The 14,930-nt window shown below is 68.6% G+C and carries 15 protein-coding genes; all 15 read right to left on the minus strand.

Annotated elements, in window-relative coordinates:
* Positions 1-18: 18 nt before the first annotated feature.
* Positions 19-900: an electron transfer flavoprotein subunit beta/FixA family protein gene (locus CCR97_RS12080; protein ID WP_111357338.1), complete on the minus strand. Its 882-nt coding sequence runs from the start codon at positions 898-900 to the stop codon at positions 19-21.
* Between the two features lie 102 nt (positions 901-1,002).
* Positions 1,003-1,347, minus strand: coding sequence for a nitrogenase stabilizing/protective protein NifW (nifW, locus tag CCR97_RS12085; protein WP_111357328.1), 345 nt, complete (start codon positions 1,345-1,347; stop codon positions 1,003-1,005).
* Positions 1,348-1,349: 2 nt separating this feature from the next.
* Positions 1,350-2,540, minus strand: a complete 1,191-nt coding sequence (gene nifV, locus CCR97_RS12090) for a homocitrate synthase (protein ID WP_111357329.1) — start codon at positions 2,538-2,540, stop codon at positions 1,350-1,352.
* A gap of 11 nt (positions 2,541-2,551) precedes the next feature.
* Positions 2,552-3,736, minus strand: coding sequence for an aminotransferase class V-fold PLP-dependent enzyme (locus tag CCR97_RS12095; protein WP_111357330.1), 1,185 nt, complete (start codon positions 3,734-3,736; stop codon positions 2,552-2,554).
* 20 nt (positions 3,737-3,756) lie between these two features.
* Positions 3,757-4,047, minus strand: coding sequence for a NifU family protein (locus CCR97_RS12100; protein ID WP_111357331.1), 291 nt, complete (start codon positions 4,045-4,047; stop codon positions 3,757-3,759).
* A gap of 11 nt (positions 4,048-4,058) precedes the next feature.
* Complete coding sequence (locus tag CCR97_RS12105) at positions 4,059-4,379, minus strand: HesB/IscA family protein (protein ID WP_111357332.1); 321 nt, start codon at positions 4,377-4,379, stop codon at positions 4,059-4,061.
* A 486-nt stretch (positions 4,380-4,865) separates the two neighbouring features.
* Positions 4,866-5,561: a nitrogen fixation protein NifQ gene (locus CCR97_RS12110; RefSeq protein WP_111357333.1), complete on the minus strand. Its 696-nt coding sequence runs from the start codon at positions 5,559-5,561 to the stop codon at positions 4,866-4,868.
* 2 nt (positions 5,562-5,563) lie between these two features.
* On the minus strand, positions 5,564-5,869 hold the full coding sequence (fdxB, locus tag CCR97_RS12115) for a ferredoxin III, nif-specific (protein WP_111357334.1): 306 nt from the start codon (positions 5,867-5,869) through the stop codon (positions 5,564-5,566).
* Between the two features lie 45 nt (positions 5,870-5,914).
* Entirely contained in the window at positions 5,915-6,397 is a 483-nt protein-coding gene (locus CCR97_RS12120) for a NifX-associated nitrogen fixation protein (RefSeq protein ID WP_170145828.1), read from the minus strand.
* A 16-nt stretch (positions 6,398-6,413) separates the two neighbouring features.
* Entirely contained in the window at positions 6,414-6,905 is a 492-nt protein-coding gene (nifX, locus tag CCR97_RS12125) for a nitrogen fixation protein NifX (protein WP_111357336.1), read from the minus strand.
* A complete protein-coding gene (nifN, locus tag CCR97_RS12130) occupies positions 6,874-8,265 on the minus strand; it encodes a nitrogenase iron-molybdenum cofactor biosynthesis protein NifN (RefSeq protein ID WP_111357337.1) in 1,392 nt (463 codons plus the stop codon). The genes nifX and nifN overlap by 32 nt, the downstream gene beginning before the upstream one ends.
* A gap of 1 nt (position 8,266) precedes the next feature.
* Entirely contained in the window at positions 8,267-10,006 is a 1,740-nt protein-coding gene (nifE, locus tag CCR97_RS12135; RefSeq protein ID WP_201159522.1) for a nitrogenase iron-molybdenum cofactor biosynthesis protein NifE, read from the minus strand.
* Positions 10,007-10,209: 203 nt separating this feature from the next.
* The gene (gene nifK, locus CCR97_RS12140; protein WP_111359694.1) at positions 10,210-11,748 is read right to left on the minus strand and encodes a nitrogenase molybdenum-iron protein subunit beta; all 1,539 of its coding nucleotides are present in this window, start codon (positions 11,746-11,748) and stop codon (positions 10,210-10,212) included.
* A gap of 221 nt (positions 11,749-11,969) precedes the next feature.
* A complete protein-coding gene (gene nifD, locus CCR97_RS12145; protein ID WP_111359695.1) occupies positions 11,970-13,487 on the minus strand; it encodes a nitrogenase molybdenum-iron protein alpha chain in 1,518 nt (505 codons plus the stop codon).
* A gap of 73 nt (positions 13,488-13,560) precedes the next feature.
* Positions 13,561-14,457, minus strand: coding sequence for a nitrogenase iron protein (nifH, locus tag CCR97_RS12150; protein ID WP_111359696.1), 897 nt, complete (start codon positions 14,455-14,457; stop codon positions 13,561-13,563).
* Positions 14,458-14,930 lie beyond the last annotated feature (473 nt).

Raw genomic sequence — 14,930 nt, forward strand, 5'->3', positions numbered from 1 at the left:
GGTTTCGGGTGCCGCTGGTCAGTAGCCGCGGGCGAGCGTGGTCAGCTCTTCCTCGAGGGTCGGACGATGCGCGAACAGCGCGTCGATCAGCGCCTCGGGCAGCAGGGTCTTGTGCTGCTCCTTCGGGGTCGCCTTCAGCTGGGCCTGCGACACCTCGATGATCTTGGCCTTCTCGGAGCGCGGCGTCGGCGCGAACACGCGCTTCACCACGGTCGGCGAGCCACGCAGGCCGCAGCGCGTCACGTCCTCGATGCCGGCGTCCTTGGCGCTCCAGGTGACGATCTCGGCGCGGGCAGCGCGCAGCGCGTCGGGCAGCGAGCCGCGACGGATCTCGTTGGTGCCTTCCAGCATGGTGATCAGGCAGGGCAGCGCGGTCTTGAGCGCCTGGACGCCGCCCTCGGCGCGACGCTCGACGTCGATGCTGCGGCCGGCGAGATCGAGGGCCGACACCTTCGACACATAGGTGAGCTGGTTGAGCCCGAGCCGCTTGGCGATGCCGGGGCCGACCTGGGCGGTGTCCCCGTCGATCGTCTGCTTGCCGGTGAACACGATGTCGACGGGCTCGAAGGTCTCGCCGATCTTCTTGATCGCGGTGGCGAGCGCGAACGAGGTCGCCAGCGTGTCGGAGCCGGCGAAGAAGCGGTCGGTCAGCAGCACGGCGCGGTCCGCCCCGAAGGTCAGCGCCTTGCGCAGGCTCTCCTCGGCCATCGGCGGGCCCATGGTGAGGATCGTCACGGTGCCGCCGTGCTGATCGCGCAGGCGCAGCGCCTCCTCGACCGCGAACAGGTCGTAGGGGTTGATGATGGTCGGCACGCCCTGCCGCATGATGGTGTTGGTGACCGGATGGACGCGGATCTGCGCCGAGTCCGGGACCTGCTTGATGCAGACGACGATGTGCATGGCGGTCTCGCTCACGTGTGGGTCGGGGCCGGGGTGACTCGACCGGCCCGGCTCGGCTCGCTTCGGCTCGCTACGGTTCGGCGCGTCGCGTGTTCGCGCTGTTCACTTCAGGTCGTCGAGCGGCACGAAATTCTTCGGCGCCTTCGGCTCGACCGCCTCCTTCAGCACCTTGAAGACGCGCTTCTCCAGCGGCGAGGAGGCGACGAACTCCTCGTAGGCGCGCTCCAGCACGCTCTTGCAGCGGGCGACCGCGATCATGTCGGGGATGCCGTCGAGCTCGTCGCCCGAAAGGTACTCGCCCATCCGCTTGAGGATGTGCAGGCGCGCGACATTGACGACCTGCGGGTCGTAGGCGACGCCGAGAATCTGGAAGAACTCTTCCGCCGACTCGGCCTTCCGCAGCTTCGCCATCGCGTCCGGCACGACGACACCGTGGTTTCCACACATGCTCATTGCAGCGCCTCCTCGACACGCCGGATCGGGGTCTTGACCTCGCGCCAGATGGCGCGCAGCGCGTCCTCGCCCACCGGTCCCTTGACCGCGACGGCCCGCTCGCGCACCCGCGCCAGGATGGCCGGCAGCTCGTGCTCCTCGGCCGGCAGCCGCAGCTCGGCCAGCGACATGGCGATCGCCGCCAGCCCTGAGTGCTTGCCGATGGTGATGCGGTGGGCGCGACCGAGCAGGCCGGGATCGAGCGCCTGGTAGGTGCGGTGATCCTTCAGGAGCCCGTCGACATGAATGCCGGACTCGTGGGTGAAGATGTGATCGCCGACGATCGCCTTGTCGACCGGGATCGGCCGCGCCGCGGCGGCCGCCACCACGGCGGCGACGTCGGCGAGCTTTTCGAACGCGGCCCCCGTATCCCGCCCATAAAGTTGCTTGAGCGCCACGGCGACCTCCTCCAGCGGCGCGTTGCCGGCGCGCTCGCCGAGGCCCATCACGGTGACGGAGGCATGCGTCGCGCCAGCCTGCACGGCGGCGAGCGTGTTGGCGGTGGCGAGCCCGAGGTCGTCGTGGCCGTGGAACTCGATCTCCAGATCGGTCGCGGCCCGCACGGCCGAGACCAGCGCGCGGGTGGTGAAGGGATCGAGGACGCTCAGCGTGTCGGCGATGCGGAAGCGCCGGGCGCCGGCGGCCTTCGCGGCCGCCACCACCTGCGCCAGGAAGGCCACGTCGGCGCGCGACGAGTCCTCGCCGCCAACCGCGACGTCGAGCCCGTGGGAGCGGGCGTAGCCGACCACGTCGGCCAGCATGGCGAGCCCGGCCTCGCGGCCGCCCTTGATCTTGGCGGCGATCTGCACGTCCGACACGGGCAGCGACACGTTGACCATCGAGACGCCGGCGGCGCGCGCCGCGTCGACGTCCTCGCGCCGCATGCGGCACCAGGCGATGGCGGTGAGCGGCAGCCTCGCCTCGACGACGGCGCGGATCGCCGCGATCTCCTGCGGACCCATCGCCGGCGTGCCGGCTTCGACCTCGGGAACGCCCGCCGCGGCGAGCGCGCGCGCGATCGCCACCTTCTCGTCGGCCGTGAAGGCGACGCCCGGCGCCTGCTCGCCGTCGCGCAGCGTCGTGTCGTTGAGGACGACGCGGGGCGCGCGACTGTCGGGCGTCGTCGGGGCGGCGACGGGTCGGGTCATCGGTTCACTCCTCAGGCCGCGGGATCGAGGGCATCGGCCCGCAGATCGGCAATCACGTCGCTCACGCAATCGATGGTGCGTGCGATTTCATCCGCCGTGGTGTCGCGCGACAGCGAGAAGCGCACGACGCCGCGGGCGAACTGTTCCAGCACGCCCATGGCCCGCACCACGTGCGAGGGCTCGACCGAGCCGGCCGCACAGGCGGAGCCCGACGACACGGCGATGCCGCGGCGATCGAGCAGGCGCACGACCGCCTCGCTCTCGACATCGGCGAAAGCGATGCTGGTCGTGTTGGCGACGCGAGAGTCTGGATCGCCGAGCACTTTTGCCTCGGCGATCCGGGCGAAAAGCCCGGTCTCCAGAGAGTCTCGCAACGCCGCGATCCGGGGGGTGTCGGACGGGAGCCGCTCGGCCGCCAGCGCACAGGCGGCGCCGAGCGCGACGATGCCGGGCACGTTCTCGGTGCCGGCGCGCCGGCCCCGTTCCTGAGCTCCGCCGATCGTCTGGGCGCCGAGCCTCACGCCACGACGGACGTAGAGCGCACCGACACCCTTCGGCGCGCCGAGCTTGTGTCCGGACAGCGAGAGAAGATCAATCATCCTTTCGGCGACCCCGAAGGGCAGCCGGCCGACCGCCTGGACGGCGTCGGTGTGAAAGAGCGCGCCCTTATCCTTGGCCTGCGCGGCCAGATCGGCGACCGGAAAGATCGTGCCGGTCTCGTTGTTGGCCCACATGATCGAGACCAGCGCGGTGCGCTCGGACAGTGCTGCCGCGTAGGCATCGCGGTCGATGCGGCCGCGGCCGTCGACCCCGATCTCGTGCACGACGATGCCGCGGGTCTTCGTAAGCGAGGCGCAGAGCTTCCTCACGGCCGGGTGCTCGACCGCGCTGATCACGACCTCGCTGCGACCGGTCGTCGCGCCCCCTGCCCCGGCGGTTGCGGCGAGCGCGCCCAGGATCGCGAGCGTGTCGCTCTCGGTGCCGCCCGACGTGAACACGATCTCGTCCGCATGCGCGGCGCCGATCAGCGCCCGCACCTGCTCGCGCGCCGTCGCCACGGCCGTCTTGGCGGACGCGCCGAAGGAATGCGCGGAGGACGGATTGCCGAAGACGCCCGAAAACATCGGCAGCATCGCCTCGAGCACGCGGGGATCGACCCGCGTGGTGGCGTTGTTGTCGAGGTAGACGGGGGTCATCGCGCCCTGCTCTCTCTGGTCTATGCGGCCGGGACGACGCGGATCGGGAAGCCGAGCTTGGCCATCAGCCGGCCCTGCACGCCCTGGATCGTCACCGAGGCGAGGACGCAGCCGACGCAGTTGCCGGTCAGCTTCACATGGACGGTCGTGCCCTCGATCTTGACGAGCTCGCAGTCGCCGCCGTGCTTCTGGATGTTGGGGCGCAGCTCGGCGACCGCGTCGGCGATCAGCTTTTCACGCAGCGCCGCGGCCGCGGCCGGATCGAGGACGGGCGCGGCGGGGAGTTCGGTGGCGGGAAGAGTGCCGTGCATGGGACCGCTCCTCAGCCGAACGACTTGCCGCAGGAGCAGCTCGACGCCGCGTTCGGGTTCTCGAACGTGAAACCCTTGCCGGCGAGCGTCTCGGTGAAGCCGATGGTGAGACCGGTGACGAGCGGCTGCGACTGCGGGTCGACGAACAGCTTCACGCCGCCCGACTCGATCACGGCGTCGTCGGGGCGCGGCGTGGCGTCGAGGCCGATCATGTACTTGTTGCCGGCGCAGCCGCCTGTCTCGATCATCACCCGCAAGCCCGCGTCGGGCTTGCCGGCGCGCGACATCGCGGTCTTCACGGCGGCGGCGGCTTCGGTCGACAAGGTGATCATCTCGGGGGGCTCCTTCCAGCTCCGGCTGAAGGACCGATGAGCAACTGCCGTGCCAGCGCCGCGGACACGCGAGAAACGCCGACAACTCAACGGTTTCTGCGATCGCGCTGGACCCGCGGCGGCGCCCGCGTCGGCCCGCCGTCGCAAAGCCGACACGCCCTGCGGACGACGCATGTCGGGTTTGTCGCAAGCGCCGTCCTCGTCATGGCCGGGCTCGTCCCGACCATCCACGTCCTGCGCGGCGCATGTCAGAAAGGACGTGGATGCCCGCGACGAGCGCGGGCATGACGGAGACCGGATGACGGGTGGCCAAGCTGTTCGCTGGCCACATGGTTCGAGACGCGCGACTGCGTCGCGCTCCTCACCATGAGGGGAAGAGCCGTCGCCCGGCTGGAGCGAAGCGCAGTCCGGGCTGCCTCGCGGCCCGACGTCCCGCATTCCGCTGCGCTTCATGCGCTACGAGCGCTGGCTACGGGAGCGGGCCCCTCACGACAGCGGCGGCGGCGCGTCGCGACGGGCGCGGGCGAGGCGGCTCTCGCCGGTCTCCTCGCCGAAGCAGGCCTCGAAGTCGGCGCAGTGCGAGCACACCGGCGTCGCGCACATCACGAAGCCGTCGGTCTCGCACATGGTGCGATAGAAGAACCGCTTCCACCGCATGTTGCGGGTGTTCTTGGCGGCGAGCGCGCCGAAATGCCGTTGCAGCAGCCGGGTCAGCTCGCTGCGGTCGCGCAGGCCCAGATCCTCCCACAGATGGTTCGGCTCGACCGCGCGGCGGGCCACCATGGCGGCGAGCCAGCGCGCGTCCTCGTCGTCACGGCTCGCATAGGCGCGCAGGAGGTCGTGCACCATCGCGACCTCGTCGTCGTGCGGCACCGCGTCGCCGTCGTCCGGGCGCAGCAGGATCGTGGCGCCGGGGAAACGGCGCTCGACCAGTCGCTTCAGCTCGGCCGCCGAGAGGCCGAGCCGCAGATGCACGGCGCCGCCCTCCGACGCCGCGACGGCAATCAGCGAGGCGAACACGTGCGCGTCGAAGTCGTCGTCGTCGTGGATGCTGACCTCGGCCGGCCACCAGCCGGTGAGGCCGCGATAGATGGCAGCGGCGCTGCGGGCGCCGCAGGCCGCATCGCGGCAGAAGCCGGGCGGGATCGCGCCGGCGAGAACAGGCGAGGCCGCGGGTGCCATGGTCAGGCCGCCGCGAGCGCGCCGGCCGGAACGTGGGTCTGGCAATTCTTGGGGCAGACCCGGGCGCAGGCGCCGCAGCCGATGCAGTTGCCGGCCTGGTGCAGCACCATCACCTTGCGGACGAACTCCTCGTCGTCGTCGTCGTCGCCCGAGCAGGCGACCAGCTCGTCGTCGTCGTTGACACCCATCAGGTTCATCACGTCGCGCGAGCACACCTTGAAGCAGCGGCCGCAGCCGATGCACTTGTTACCGTCGATGGCGGTGATGTAGCTCGGCTCCCAGGGCGAACCGTCGCGGGTCGTGAACATGTCGCTGTCTCCTTCGCGGCGGAGCCGCGCTGCCGACGCGGCGCCTCAGGCGCGCGCGACCTCGGGGAATTTCTCGATGATGGCCGTGCAGGCGGCGACCTGCTTGGTGCCCTCGGCGGCGAGCGCCGCGAGGCTGTCGAAGCCGAAGCGGTGGACGTCGCGCAGATGCTTGGTGAGCACCACGAGCCGGCCCGTGGTGAGGATCATGCGGCCGAAGCCCTCGTGGTGCATCTTCATCATCGGGCTGGCGACGAGGCCGGTGCCCTGCTCGATGGCGAGCCCGATGGCGCCGTAGAACTGCTCGATCCGCCACAGCACGTCGGGATCGGGGTCGCCCATGATCGGCATGGCGCGACGCTGCTCCTTGGTGACGATGTAGGCGGCGAGGATCTGCGCGTCGCTCTTGCCGTCCCAGGCGCCGTAGGAGTCCTGCGCCCGGATCAGCCGGACCAGGCTCTGCAGGAACGGCGTCGCCAGCGCCTCGAGATCGGCGACGGCCGGATCGCGGGCCGTGGTGGTGTCGGTCATCGTGCGGGCTCCGGGCTCACTCGTCGTCGTCGACGAAGGACGGCTTGTCGGTGGCGACGCCGGCATTCGCCAGCACCTTGCGCAGCCACGGCGGCGGCGCACCGTCCAGCATCACGCGGGTGCGCTCCAGCACCGCGTCGATCGGCTGGGCCGACATCTTTATCGGGTGGATCTTGGCCGCCACGACCTTCGCCGCGGAAGGCCCGCCGATGGCGACGCAGAACAGGAGGTGACAGCCCTTGAGCGCGTCGACCTTCGGGGTGATGCGATCCTCCCCGTCGGTCTGATGCGTGCCCTGCTCGTCCGACACGTCGTCGCACGTGATGGTCTCGACATGCGTCCAGCCCTGCGCGGTCACGTCGTAGACCGTGAAGCAGCGGGCGGAGCCGAAATGGGCGTTGAGCCCCTTCCGGTCCTGGGTGGCGATCGCCACCCGCACGGCGCCGGCCGTTCCGGCCGGTGCGGTTTCGTCCTGATCAATGATGCGCAACTTGCGAATGGCCGACATGGGTCTCTCCACGATCCCGGAACGGGTCGAGACTCTCGGGGGTGTTGATGCGCTGGTGCGCCTGGAAGATGTTCGCGGCCTCGATGATCTGGTCGCGAACGCCGTCGTAGAGAACGGTGCGGCGGTGCTGGCTGCCGAGCCGATCGAAGATCGGGAAGCCGACCCGCATGAGCGGCACGCCGAGCCGCTCCTCGGCCTGGCGGCCGTGGCTGTGGGTGACGAGCAGGTCGCAGCCCGCAGCGCCTGCGAGCTGCTCGAAGTCGTCGAGATCGCCGACCGTGACGGTCTCGGCCGGCACGCTTTCGAGGATCGACGAGTGCCCCGTGGTGGTGACCGCGGTGACGACCTCGGCCCCCATCCCGGTGAAGAACGTGGCGAGCTGATAGAGATGGTCGGGCTCGGCCGCGATTGCGACGCGCTTGCCGCCGAAGTGGAAGTGGCCGTCGAGCATCGCGTCCTGCAGGCGGCTGCGGGCGCGGCGCAGCTTCGCCGGCACGGGCCGGCCGGAGATTTTTGCCAGCAGCGCGACGAAGCGGTCGCTCGCCTCCAGCGAGCCGAGCGTGTCGAGCACCGTGAACGGCACGCCGCCGATCGCCGAGAGCCGCTCCGCGGCGCGGCGCACATGACGGCCGATGGCGATGCAGTGGGCCGCGTCGCCGAGGGCGCGGATGGCTTCCACGGTCGTGCCGCCATAGGTGGTCGGGATCCAGCGGCCCGGCACGGTGCCGTCGAGCGAGCCGGAGATGTCCGGCACGATGACGGGCTCGAGCCCGAAGCTCTCGACCGTATCGCGGATGTGGTCGATGTCGGCGACCGTGTGATGCCAACCCGGGAGGATCGCGATCTTGGTGGCCGAGCGTGCCGACCCGACCGCGCCCGGCTGGACGAGACCGTCCACCAGGGCCGCCACGGCCTTGCCGTATCCCTCCTCGATCGCCCCCTCGAAGTCCGGCGTATGAACCAGCAGCACGTCCGTGCCGGCGAGCTCCTCGGCCCGCTTCTGCTTGATCTGCTTGATGTCGCCCCAGAAATCTTCGCCGCGGGTCTCGACCAACGCGGTCGTGCAGACGCCGATCAGCTTCGGCTTGGTGCGGTTCTTCAGGTTGAGCAGCGCCTCTTCGAGGTGATCGGCACCGCCCAGAATCGTCGCCACCTCGTCCATGGCGGTGGTCTGGAGCGGGATCGTCTCCTTGAAGTGGCGCACGAACAGAACGAGGGCGAACGACGTGCAGCCCTGGCTGCCGTGGAACAGCGGCATCGCCTCGGCGACGCCGAGGAAGGCGAGCGCCGCGCCGAGCGGCTGCGACGACTTCAGCGGATTGACGCTGGCGGCCTTCTGGGTGGCGGTGACCACGGCCATCTCAGCACTCCCCCATGTCGTCGGCGTCGGTGTTCTTGAACTTCTTGCGATGCCGCGCGAGGTAGTCGGGATCGGAGTTCTCCACCCGGCTCTCGGCGAACTTCTTCCGGTGCCGGGCCGCGAAGCCGACGTCGGGCTCGGTGGCGGACGGGAGCTGATGAACCGTGGCGGTCGCAACGTTCTCGATCACCTCTCCCCTGTGGGGAGAGGTCGGCGCCGAAGGCGCCGGGTGAGGGGGGACACCCCTCTCCGACGTCGGCACCCCCTCACCCGCGCGCTGCGCGCGCGACCTCTCCCCGCTGGGGAGAGGTGAAGGAGCGTCCGTCGCAGGGAGCCTCACCACGGTCTCGATCAGGTTGCCGTCGGCGTCCCACGGCGGCGGGGTGCGGACCTGGGCCCAGAGCGGATTGTGGAGCGCGATGTCGATCTGCTTCACCAGCTCGACCATGCCGTCGTAGCCACCGTAGGGGTGGACGCGCTCCTGGTTGATGTCGAGCCAGGCGGTACGGGCCTTCAGCGCGATGAACTGGGTGCGGCCGCCCGACAGCATGATGTCGGCTTCGCCGTCGGCCAGCATCTTGTAGAGGTCGCGCGGCGCCATCGATTCGAACATGTGCGGGTCTTCCCGCATGAGGATCTTGATGCGCTCGCGATCCTCGGTCGTCGACTTCTTGACCGAGGTGCCGACGATGTCCATGCCGACTTCCATCAGCGCGGCGACTACCGACCACGACTTGACGCCGCCGGTGTTGAGCAGCACGCGCTTGCCGGCGAGCCGCGCCTTGTAGGGCTCGAGCCGCGCGAAGACGCGGGCCTCCTCCTCGGTCACCAACGCCTCGGTGCGCGCGATCAGGTCGGCCGGCGCGCCGCGCGCGACCAGGAGCTTCGCCATCTGGCGCAGCGACTCGGAAGTGTCGAGCACGCCGTAGAACGACCCCTCGAAATACGGGATGCCCCAGCGCTCCTGCATCTGGCGGGCGAGGCCGACCAGCGCGGTCGAGCACACCACCATGGTGGCGCGCGCCGTGTGGGCCGCGGCGATCTCGGCGTAGCGGGCGTCGCCCGGCACGCAGGCGCGGACTTTGATGCCGAGCTTGTCGAGCAGCGGCTTCACCTGCCAGAACTCGCCGGCGAGATTGAACTCGCCGAGGATCACGACGTCGGTCGGGCCGGCGTCGTCCGGCTCGACCGTGCCGATCACGTGGTCGAGCAGCGCCTGGCCGGCGATCTTGTTGCCGAGGTTCTTGGAGCCGACGAAGCCGGCACTCTGCACCGGAATGACGGGGATGCCATACTTGGCGGCGGCCGCCTTGCACACCGCGTCGATGTCGTCGCCGATCAGCGCCGTGACGCAGGTCGCGTAGACGAACACGGCGGCGGGCTCGAAGCGCTGCTTGATCTCGCGGATCGCCTTGTAGAGCTTCTTCTCGCCCGTGCCGGTGACGATGTCGAGCTCGGTCAGATCGGTGGTGAAGGAGCGGCGCCACAGGTCCGAGCCGGACGAGCCGGAGCCGCGATTGTCCCAGGAGTTGCCTTCGCAGGCGAGCGGACCGTGGATCAGGTGCGCCGCGTCGGTGACGGGCTGGAGGGCGATCTTCGCCCCGTCGAAGGCGCAGCCGCCGGCGGCGGCCCCGGGCGTCAGCGGCTTGGAGCAGCCCGCCTTGCGGTCCTTCTCGGATTTGGCCTGGTTCTTCCCGCAGGCCGGCTCCTCGAACAGCGCCTTGACCTTGTCCTTCAGCATCCGTCTCACCTCCCGGAGTGAGCCGCCGCGGCGATCGCCGCAGTGGTCTTCACCTCTCCCCTGTGGGGAGAGGTCGACATCTGCACCGAAGGCGCAGATGTCGGGTGAGGGGGAGCCGAGGTCACCAATTTGCTCCCGACCCCCCTCACCCCAGCCCTCTCCCCGATGGGGAGAGGGAGCAGACCTCGTCGCTGGACGAGGCCTCAGCGGGTCAGGTCGAACGAGATGTCGGTCTTGGCCGGGATCTCGCTGTCGCGATCGAGCTTGTCGAACACCTTGTCTAGGATGGTCCGCAGGAGCTGCAGGCCGCCCTGGTAGCCCATCAGCGGGAAGCGGTGATGGTGGTGGCGATCGAAGATCGGGAAGGTCAGGCGGATCAGCGGCGCGCCGGTGTCGCGCTCGAGATACTTGCCGTAGGAGCTGCCGATCACGAAGTCGACCGGCTCGGTCAGCATCAGCGAGCGGAGCGCCCACAGGTCCTTGCCGGCCCACACCTTGGCATCCTTGTCGAACGGCGAGGAGGCGAGCAGCGTGTTCATCTCCTCCTCCCACGCCTTGTTGCCGTTGGTGGCGAGGCAATGGGTCGGCTCGCCGCCCGTCTCCAGGACGAAGCGGGCCATCGCGTAGACGAAGTCCGGATCGCCGAAGATCGCGTACTTCTTGCCGTGCAGATAGGCCTGGCTGTCGGCCATGGCGTCGACCAGGCGGCCGCGCTCGAGCGTCAGGCTCTCGGGGATCTCCACCCCGGCGAGCTCGGAGATCTTCATCAGAAGCTCGTCGGTGCCGGCGACGCCGAGCGGATAGTGGAAGCTCGCCGTCTCCTGGCCCTTGTCGCCGACGTAATCGAGCGTCTTGCGGGTGCAGTAGGTCTGCAGCGAGACGGTCGCCTTGGCGTTCAAGGCGCCGGCCGTGTCGGCCAGCGTGGTGCCGCCCGAATACATGCGGAAGTGACCGTCGGAGGGCGTGTCGAACTGGTCAGAGGCGTCCGACAGGATCGTGTAGCTCACGCCCATCAGGTCGAGGACGCGCTTGAGCTCACGGTTGTTGCCGACGCAGAAGCCGTCGAAGCCCGGGATGATGTTGACCGAGGCGCCGGGGTTACGCTCCTTGCCCTCCCAGAAGTGCTCCAGGATGCCCTTCATCATGTTGTCGTAGCCGTCGACGTGGCTGCCGACGAAGGCGGGCGTGTGGGCGTGCGGGACGTCGAACTCCTGCGGCACCGAACCCTTGTTCTTGGCGTTGCCGATGAAGGACTTCAGGTCGTCGCCGATGACCTCGGCCATGCAGGTGGTCGAGACCGCGATCATCTTCGGGTCGTAGAGCGAGTAGGTGTTGGCGAGCCCGTCGATCATGTTGTTGAGGCCGCCGAACACCGCCGCATCCTCGGTCATCGACGAGGAGACGGCCGAGGCGGGCTCCTTGAAGTGACGCGACAGGTGCGACCGGTAGTAGGCGACGCAGCCCTGCGAGCCGTGCACGAACGACATCGTCTTCTCGAAGCCGGCGGCGGCGAACACGGCACCGAGCGGCTGGCAGGCCTTGGCCGGGTTGATCACCAGCGAGTCGCGGGCGAGGTTCTTCTCGCGGTAGTCCCAGGTCTTGGCGTATTCGCGCTGGGCGTCGATCGCCTCCTGCGCGGACGGACACTCGAAGACCTCGCGCTTGCGCTTGAACAGCTCCTGATACTCGGGCTCGTGGAAGAGCTTTGCGTGATCGAGGACTTTTTCGGCCGACTGCGGCATGGGTAGCTCCTGTCTTCTCTGCGCGGCCGCGCCATACGGCGACACGCGGCATAGAGCGCGTTCGGCGAAAGCTCTTCCCCGTTCACGGCGTCCGAACGCGCTCGGACACGAGGGGACGACGATCCGCGAGACCGGCTCGGGCGGGGTGTCCCGCGACGAGCGGCCAAGGCCGCCGTCGCGGGCTCCCCTTCACGCGAGTGCCGGGAACCCGCGCGAACCGTCTATTCGGCGGCTTGCAGGACGGGCGCCTCGCCCTTCTTCTTCCAGGGGGCGTCGAACAGGCCCCACACCGGATTGTTGATGGCGAGATCCATGTCGCGGGCGAAGATCGCGAAACCGTCGTAGCCGTGATACGGGCCCGAATAGTCCCACGAATGCATCTGCCGGAACGGGATGCCCATCTTCTGGACCGGGTACTTCTCCTTGATGCCGGAGCCGACCAGGTCCGGGCGGACCTTCTCGATGAACTTCTCGAGCTCGTAGCCGGTCACGTCGTCGTAGATCAGCGTGCCCTTGCGGACGTAGTGGCCGGTCCGCTGGTAGTCGTCGTTGTGGGCGAACTCGTAGCCGGTGCCGGCGATCTGCATGCCGAGGTCTTCGTAGGCCGTTACCACGTGGCGCGGACGCAGGCCGCCGACATAGAGCATCACGCTCTTGCCCTCGAGCCGCGGCCGGTACTTGGCGACGACGGCGTCGACGAGGGGCTGGTACTTGGCGATGACCGCTTCGGCCTTCTCCTCGATCTCCGGACCGAAGTGCTTGGCGATCTTGCGCAGCGAGTGAGCGATCTGGCTGGGGCCGAAGAAGTTGTACTCCATCCAGGCGATGCCGTACTTCTCTTCCATGTGCCGGCAGATGTAGTTCATCGACCGGTAGCAGTGGATGAGGTTGAGCTTCGCCTTAGGGGAGCGCTCGATCTCGGCGAGGGTCGCGTCGCCGGACCAGTTTCCGACCACCCGCAGGCCCATCTCCTCGAGCAGCATGCGCGAGGCCCAGGCGTCGCCGCCGATGTTGTAGTCGCCGATCACGTTGACGTCATAGGGGCCGGCCTCGAAGGTGGTCTCCTTCTTGTCGAGCACCCAGTCGCGGATCGTGTCGTTGGCGATGTGGTGGCCAAGCGACTGCGAGACGCCGCGGAAGCCTTCGCAGCGAACCGGCACGATGGTCTTGCCGATCTCCTTGCCCTTCTTCTTCGACACCGCCTCGATGTCGTCGCCGATCAGGCCGATCGGGCACTCGGACTGGATCGAGATCCCGTGGTTGAGCGGGAACATCTGCTCGATCTCGTCGATCACCTTGGCGAGCTTCTTGTCGCCGCCGAACACGATGTCACGCTCCTGGAAGTCGGAGGTGATCTGCATCGTGACGAAGCTGTCGATGCCGGTCGAGCCGATGTAGTAGTTGCGGCGCTGCGACCACGAGTACTGGCCGCAGCCGACCGGGCCGTGGCTGATGTGGACCATGTCCTTCACGGGGCCCCAGACCACGCCCTTGGAGCCGGCATAGGCGCAGCCCCGGATGGTCATCACGCCCGGGATGGACTTGATGTTCGACTTGACGTCGCACTCGGAGAGGAGCTGGCCTTCCTCGCCTTCCGCTCCGGTGGCGCCCTCCTCGGCTCCCTTGGCGACGCTGAGGTGCTTCTTGCGCCGCTTGGCGAACTTGTCCGGATAGGCGGACAGAACTTCCTCGATGACCTTCTCGTTGAAGGCGCCATCGTTCTCGTAATCGAGGCTCATGGCTCGTTCCTCGTTCGGATGTCGACGGCGGCGACCGGCGGTCGCCGCGCTGCTCGTGTCGGACGGGATCGGGTCAGACCGCGGCGGCCGCCTTGGCGGCTTCCTTGGCGGCGAGCTCGGCGAGCTGCTGCTCCTCGGTCTTCATGATGCCGAAGTCGAGCAGCATCTGCTCGAGCTCGTCCATGGACACCGGGGTCGGGATGGTGCCCTTGCCGCAATTTGCATGGATCTTCTCGGCCAGCGTCCGGTACTCCTTCGCCTGCTGCGAGTCGGGCGCGTACTGGATCACGGTCTGGCGGCGCAGCTCGGCGTGCTGGACGATGTTGTCGCGCGGCACGAAGTGGATGAGCTGGGTGTTGAGCTTCTTGGCGAGCGCCTCGGAGAGGTCGATCTCGCGGTCGGTCTGGCGCTCGTTGCAGATGAGCCCGCCGAGCCGGACGCCGCCCGAATGGGCGTACTTGAGAATGCCCTTGGAGATGTTGTTGGCGGCGTAGAGCGCCATCATCTCGCCGGACATGACGATGTAGATTTCCTGCGCCTTGTTCTCGCGGATCGGCATGGCGAAGCCGCCGCACACCACGTCGCCGAGCACGTCGTAGGAGACGTAGTCGACGTCGTCGTAGGCGCCGTTCTCCTCGAGGAAGTTGATCGACGTGATGACGCCGCGGCCGGCGCAGCCGACGCCCGGCTCCGGACCGCCGGACTCGACGCACTTGATGCCCTTGAAGCCGATCTTCAGGACATCGTCGAGCTCCAGGTCCTCGACCGAGCCGGCCTCGGCGGCGAGGCTGAGCACGGTGTCCTGCAGCTTGGTGTTGAGGATGAGGCGGGTCGAGTCGGCCTTGGGATCGCAGCCGACGATCAGGATCTTCTGGCCCATCTCCACGAGGGCCGCGAGGGTGTTCTGCGAGGTGGTGGACTTGCCGATGCCACCCTTGCCGTAGAAGGCGATCTGCCGAAGAGAGCTCATACCGGTTCCTTTCGTCTCGCGCCTTGCGTCGCTGGTGACATCGGCGCCCGTTCCGCACCCTTGATCAGCAACCCCCGTGCCAACCGCTCCGCGACGCGTCGCGACAACGAAGAAGCGCCTGTTTTGCAAGGGCTTGTCGCATCGTGTCGGCACCGCTGTCGGGCCCTGTCGGGCTGTTTGGAAACCGACAAAGGTGACAAGCCTGTCGGAGGTGGCGGGGAGACGACGGGAGACGTCGGGCCGGAGGTGAGCTACGGCAAGCGCCGCTCACCCCCCTCCCTGTCCCTCCCCCACAAGGGGGGAGGGAACGACGACGACAAACGCCGTCGTGATCACGAGGCGCTCGCGATGTGGGCCGCGCGCACCGACGGACATGACGAGGTGACGACAGTGCGACACCCTGTTCCCTCCCCCCTTGTGGGGGAGGGATAGGGAGGGGGGGTGAGCCCCGGGCACGAGCGATGTGGGGAGAG

Source organism: Rhodoplanes elegans, assembly GCF_016653355.1.
Taxonomy (GTDB): Bacteria; Pseudomonadota; Alphaproteobacteria; order Rhizobiales; family Xanthobacteraceae; genus Rhodoplanes; species Rhodoplanes elegans.

Excerpts from the sequence above, each read along its gene's own strand:
- CCR97_RS12080 (WP_111357338.1), bottom strand. The coding sequence starts at position 900 with ATGCACATCGTCGTCTGCATCAAGCAGGTCCCGGACTCGGCGCAGATC.
- nifW (WP_111357328.1), bottom strand. The coding sequence starts at position 1,347 with ATGTGTGGAAACCACGGTGTCGTCGTGCCGGACGCGATGGCGAAGCTG.
- nifV (WP_111357329.1), bottom strand. The coding sequence starts at position 2,540 with ATGACCCGACCCGTCGCCGCCCCGACGACGCCCGACAGTCGCGCGCCC.
- CCR97_RS12095 (WP_111357330.1), bottom strand. The coding sequence starts at position 3,736 with ATGACCCCCGTCTACCTCGACAACAACGCCACCACGCGGGTCGATCCC.
- CCR97_RS12100 (WP_111357331.1), bottom strand. The coding sequence starts at position 4,047 with ATGCACGGCACTCTTCCCGCCACCGAACTCCCCGCCGCGCCCGTCCTC.
- CCR97_RS12105 (WP_111357332.1), bottom strand. The coding sequence starts at position 4,379 with ATGATCACCTTGTCGACCGAAGCCGCCGCCGCCGTGAAGACCGCGATG.
- CCR97_RS12110 (WP_111357333.1), bottom strand. The coding sequence starts at position 5,561 with ATGGCACCCGCGGCCTCGCCTGTTCTCGCCGGCGCGATCCCGCCCGGC.
- fdxB (WP_111357334.1), bottom strand. The coding sequence starts at position 5,869 with ATGTTCACGACCCGCGACGGTTCGCCCTGGGAGCCGAGCTACATCACC.
- CCR97_RS12120 (WP_170145828.1), bottom strand. The coding sequence starts at position 6,397 with ATGACCGACACCACCACGGCCCGCGATCCGGCCGTCGCCGATCTCGAG.
- nifX (WP_111357336.1), bottom strand. The coding sequence starts at position 6,905 with ATGTCGGCCATTCGCAAGTTGCGCATCATTGATCAGGACGAAACCGCA.
- nifN (WP_111357337.1), bottom strand. The coding sequence starts at position 8,265 with ATGGCCGTGGTCACCGCCACCCAGAAGGCCGCCAGCGTCAATCCGCTG.
- nifE (WP_201159522.1), bottom strand. The coding sequence starts at position 10,006 with ATGCTGAAGGACAAGGTCAAGGCGCTGTTCGAGGAGCCGGCCTGCGGG.
- nifK (WP_111359694.1), bottom strand. The coding sequence starts at position 11,748 with ATGCCGCAGTCGGCCGAAAAAGTCCTCGATCACGCAAAGCTCTTCCAC.
- nifD (WP_111359695.1), bottom strand. The coding sequence starts at position 13,487 with ATGAGCCTCGATTACGAGAACGATGGCGCCTTCAACGAGAAGGTCATC.
- nifH (WP_111359696.1), bottom strand. The coding sequence starts at position 14,457 with ATGAGCTCTCTTCGGCAGATCGCCTTCTACGGCAAGGGTGGCATCGGC.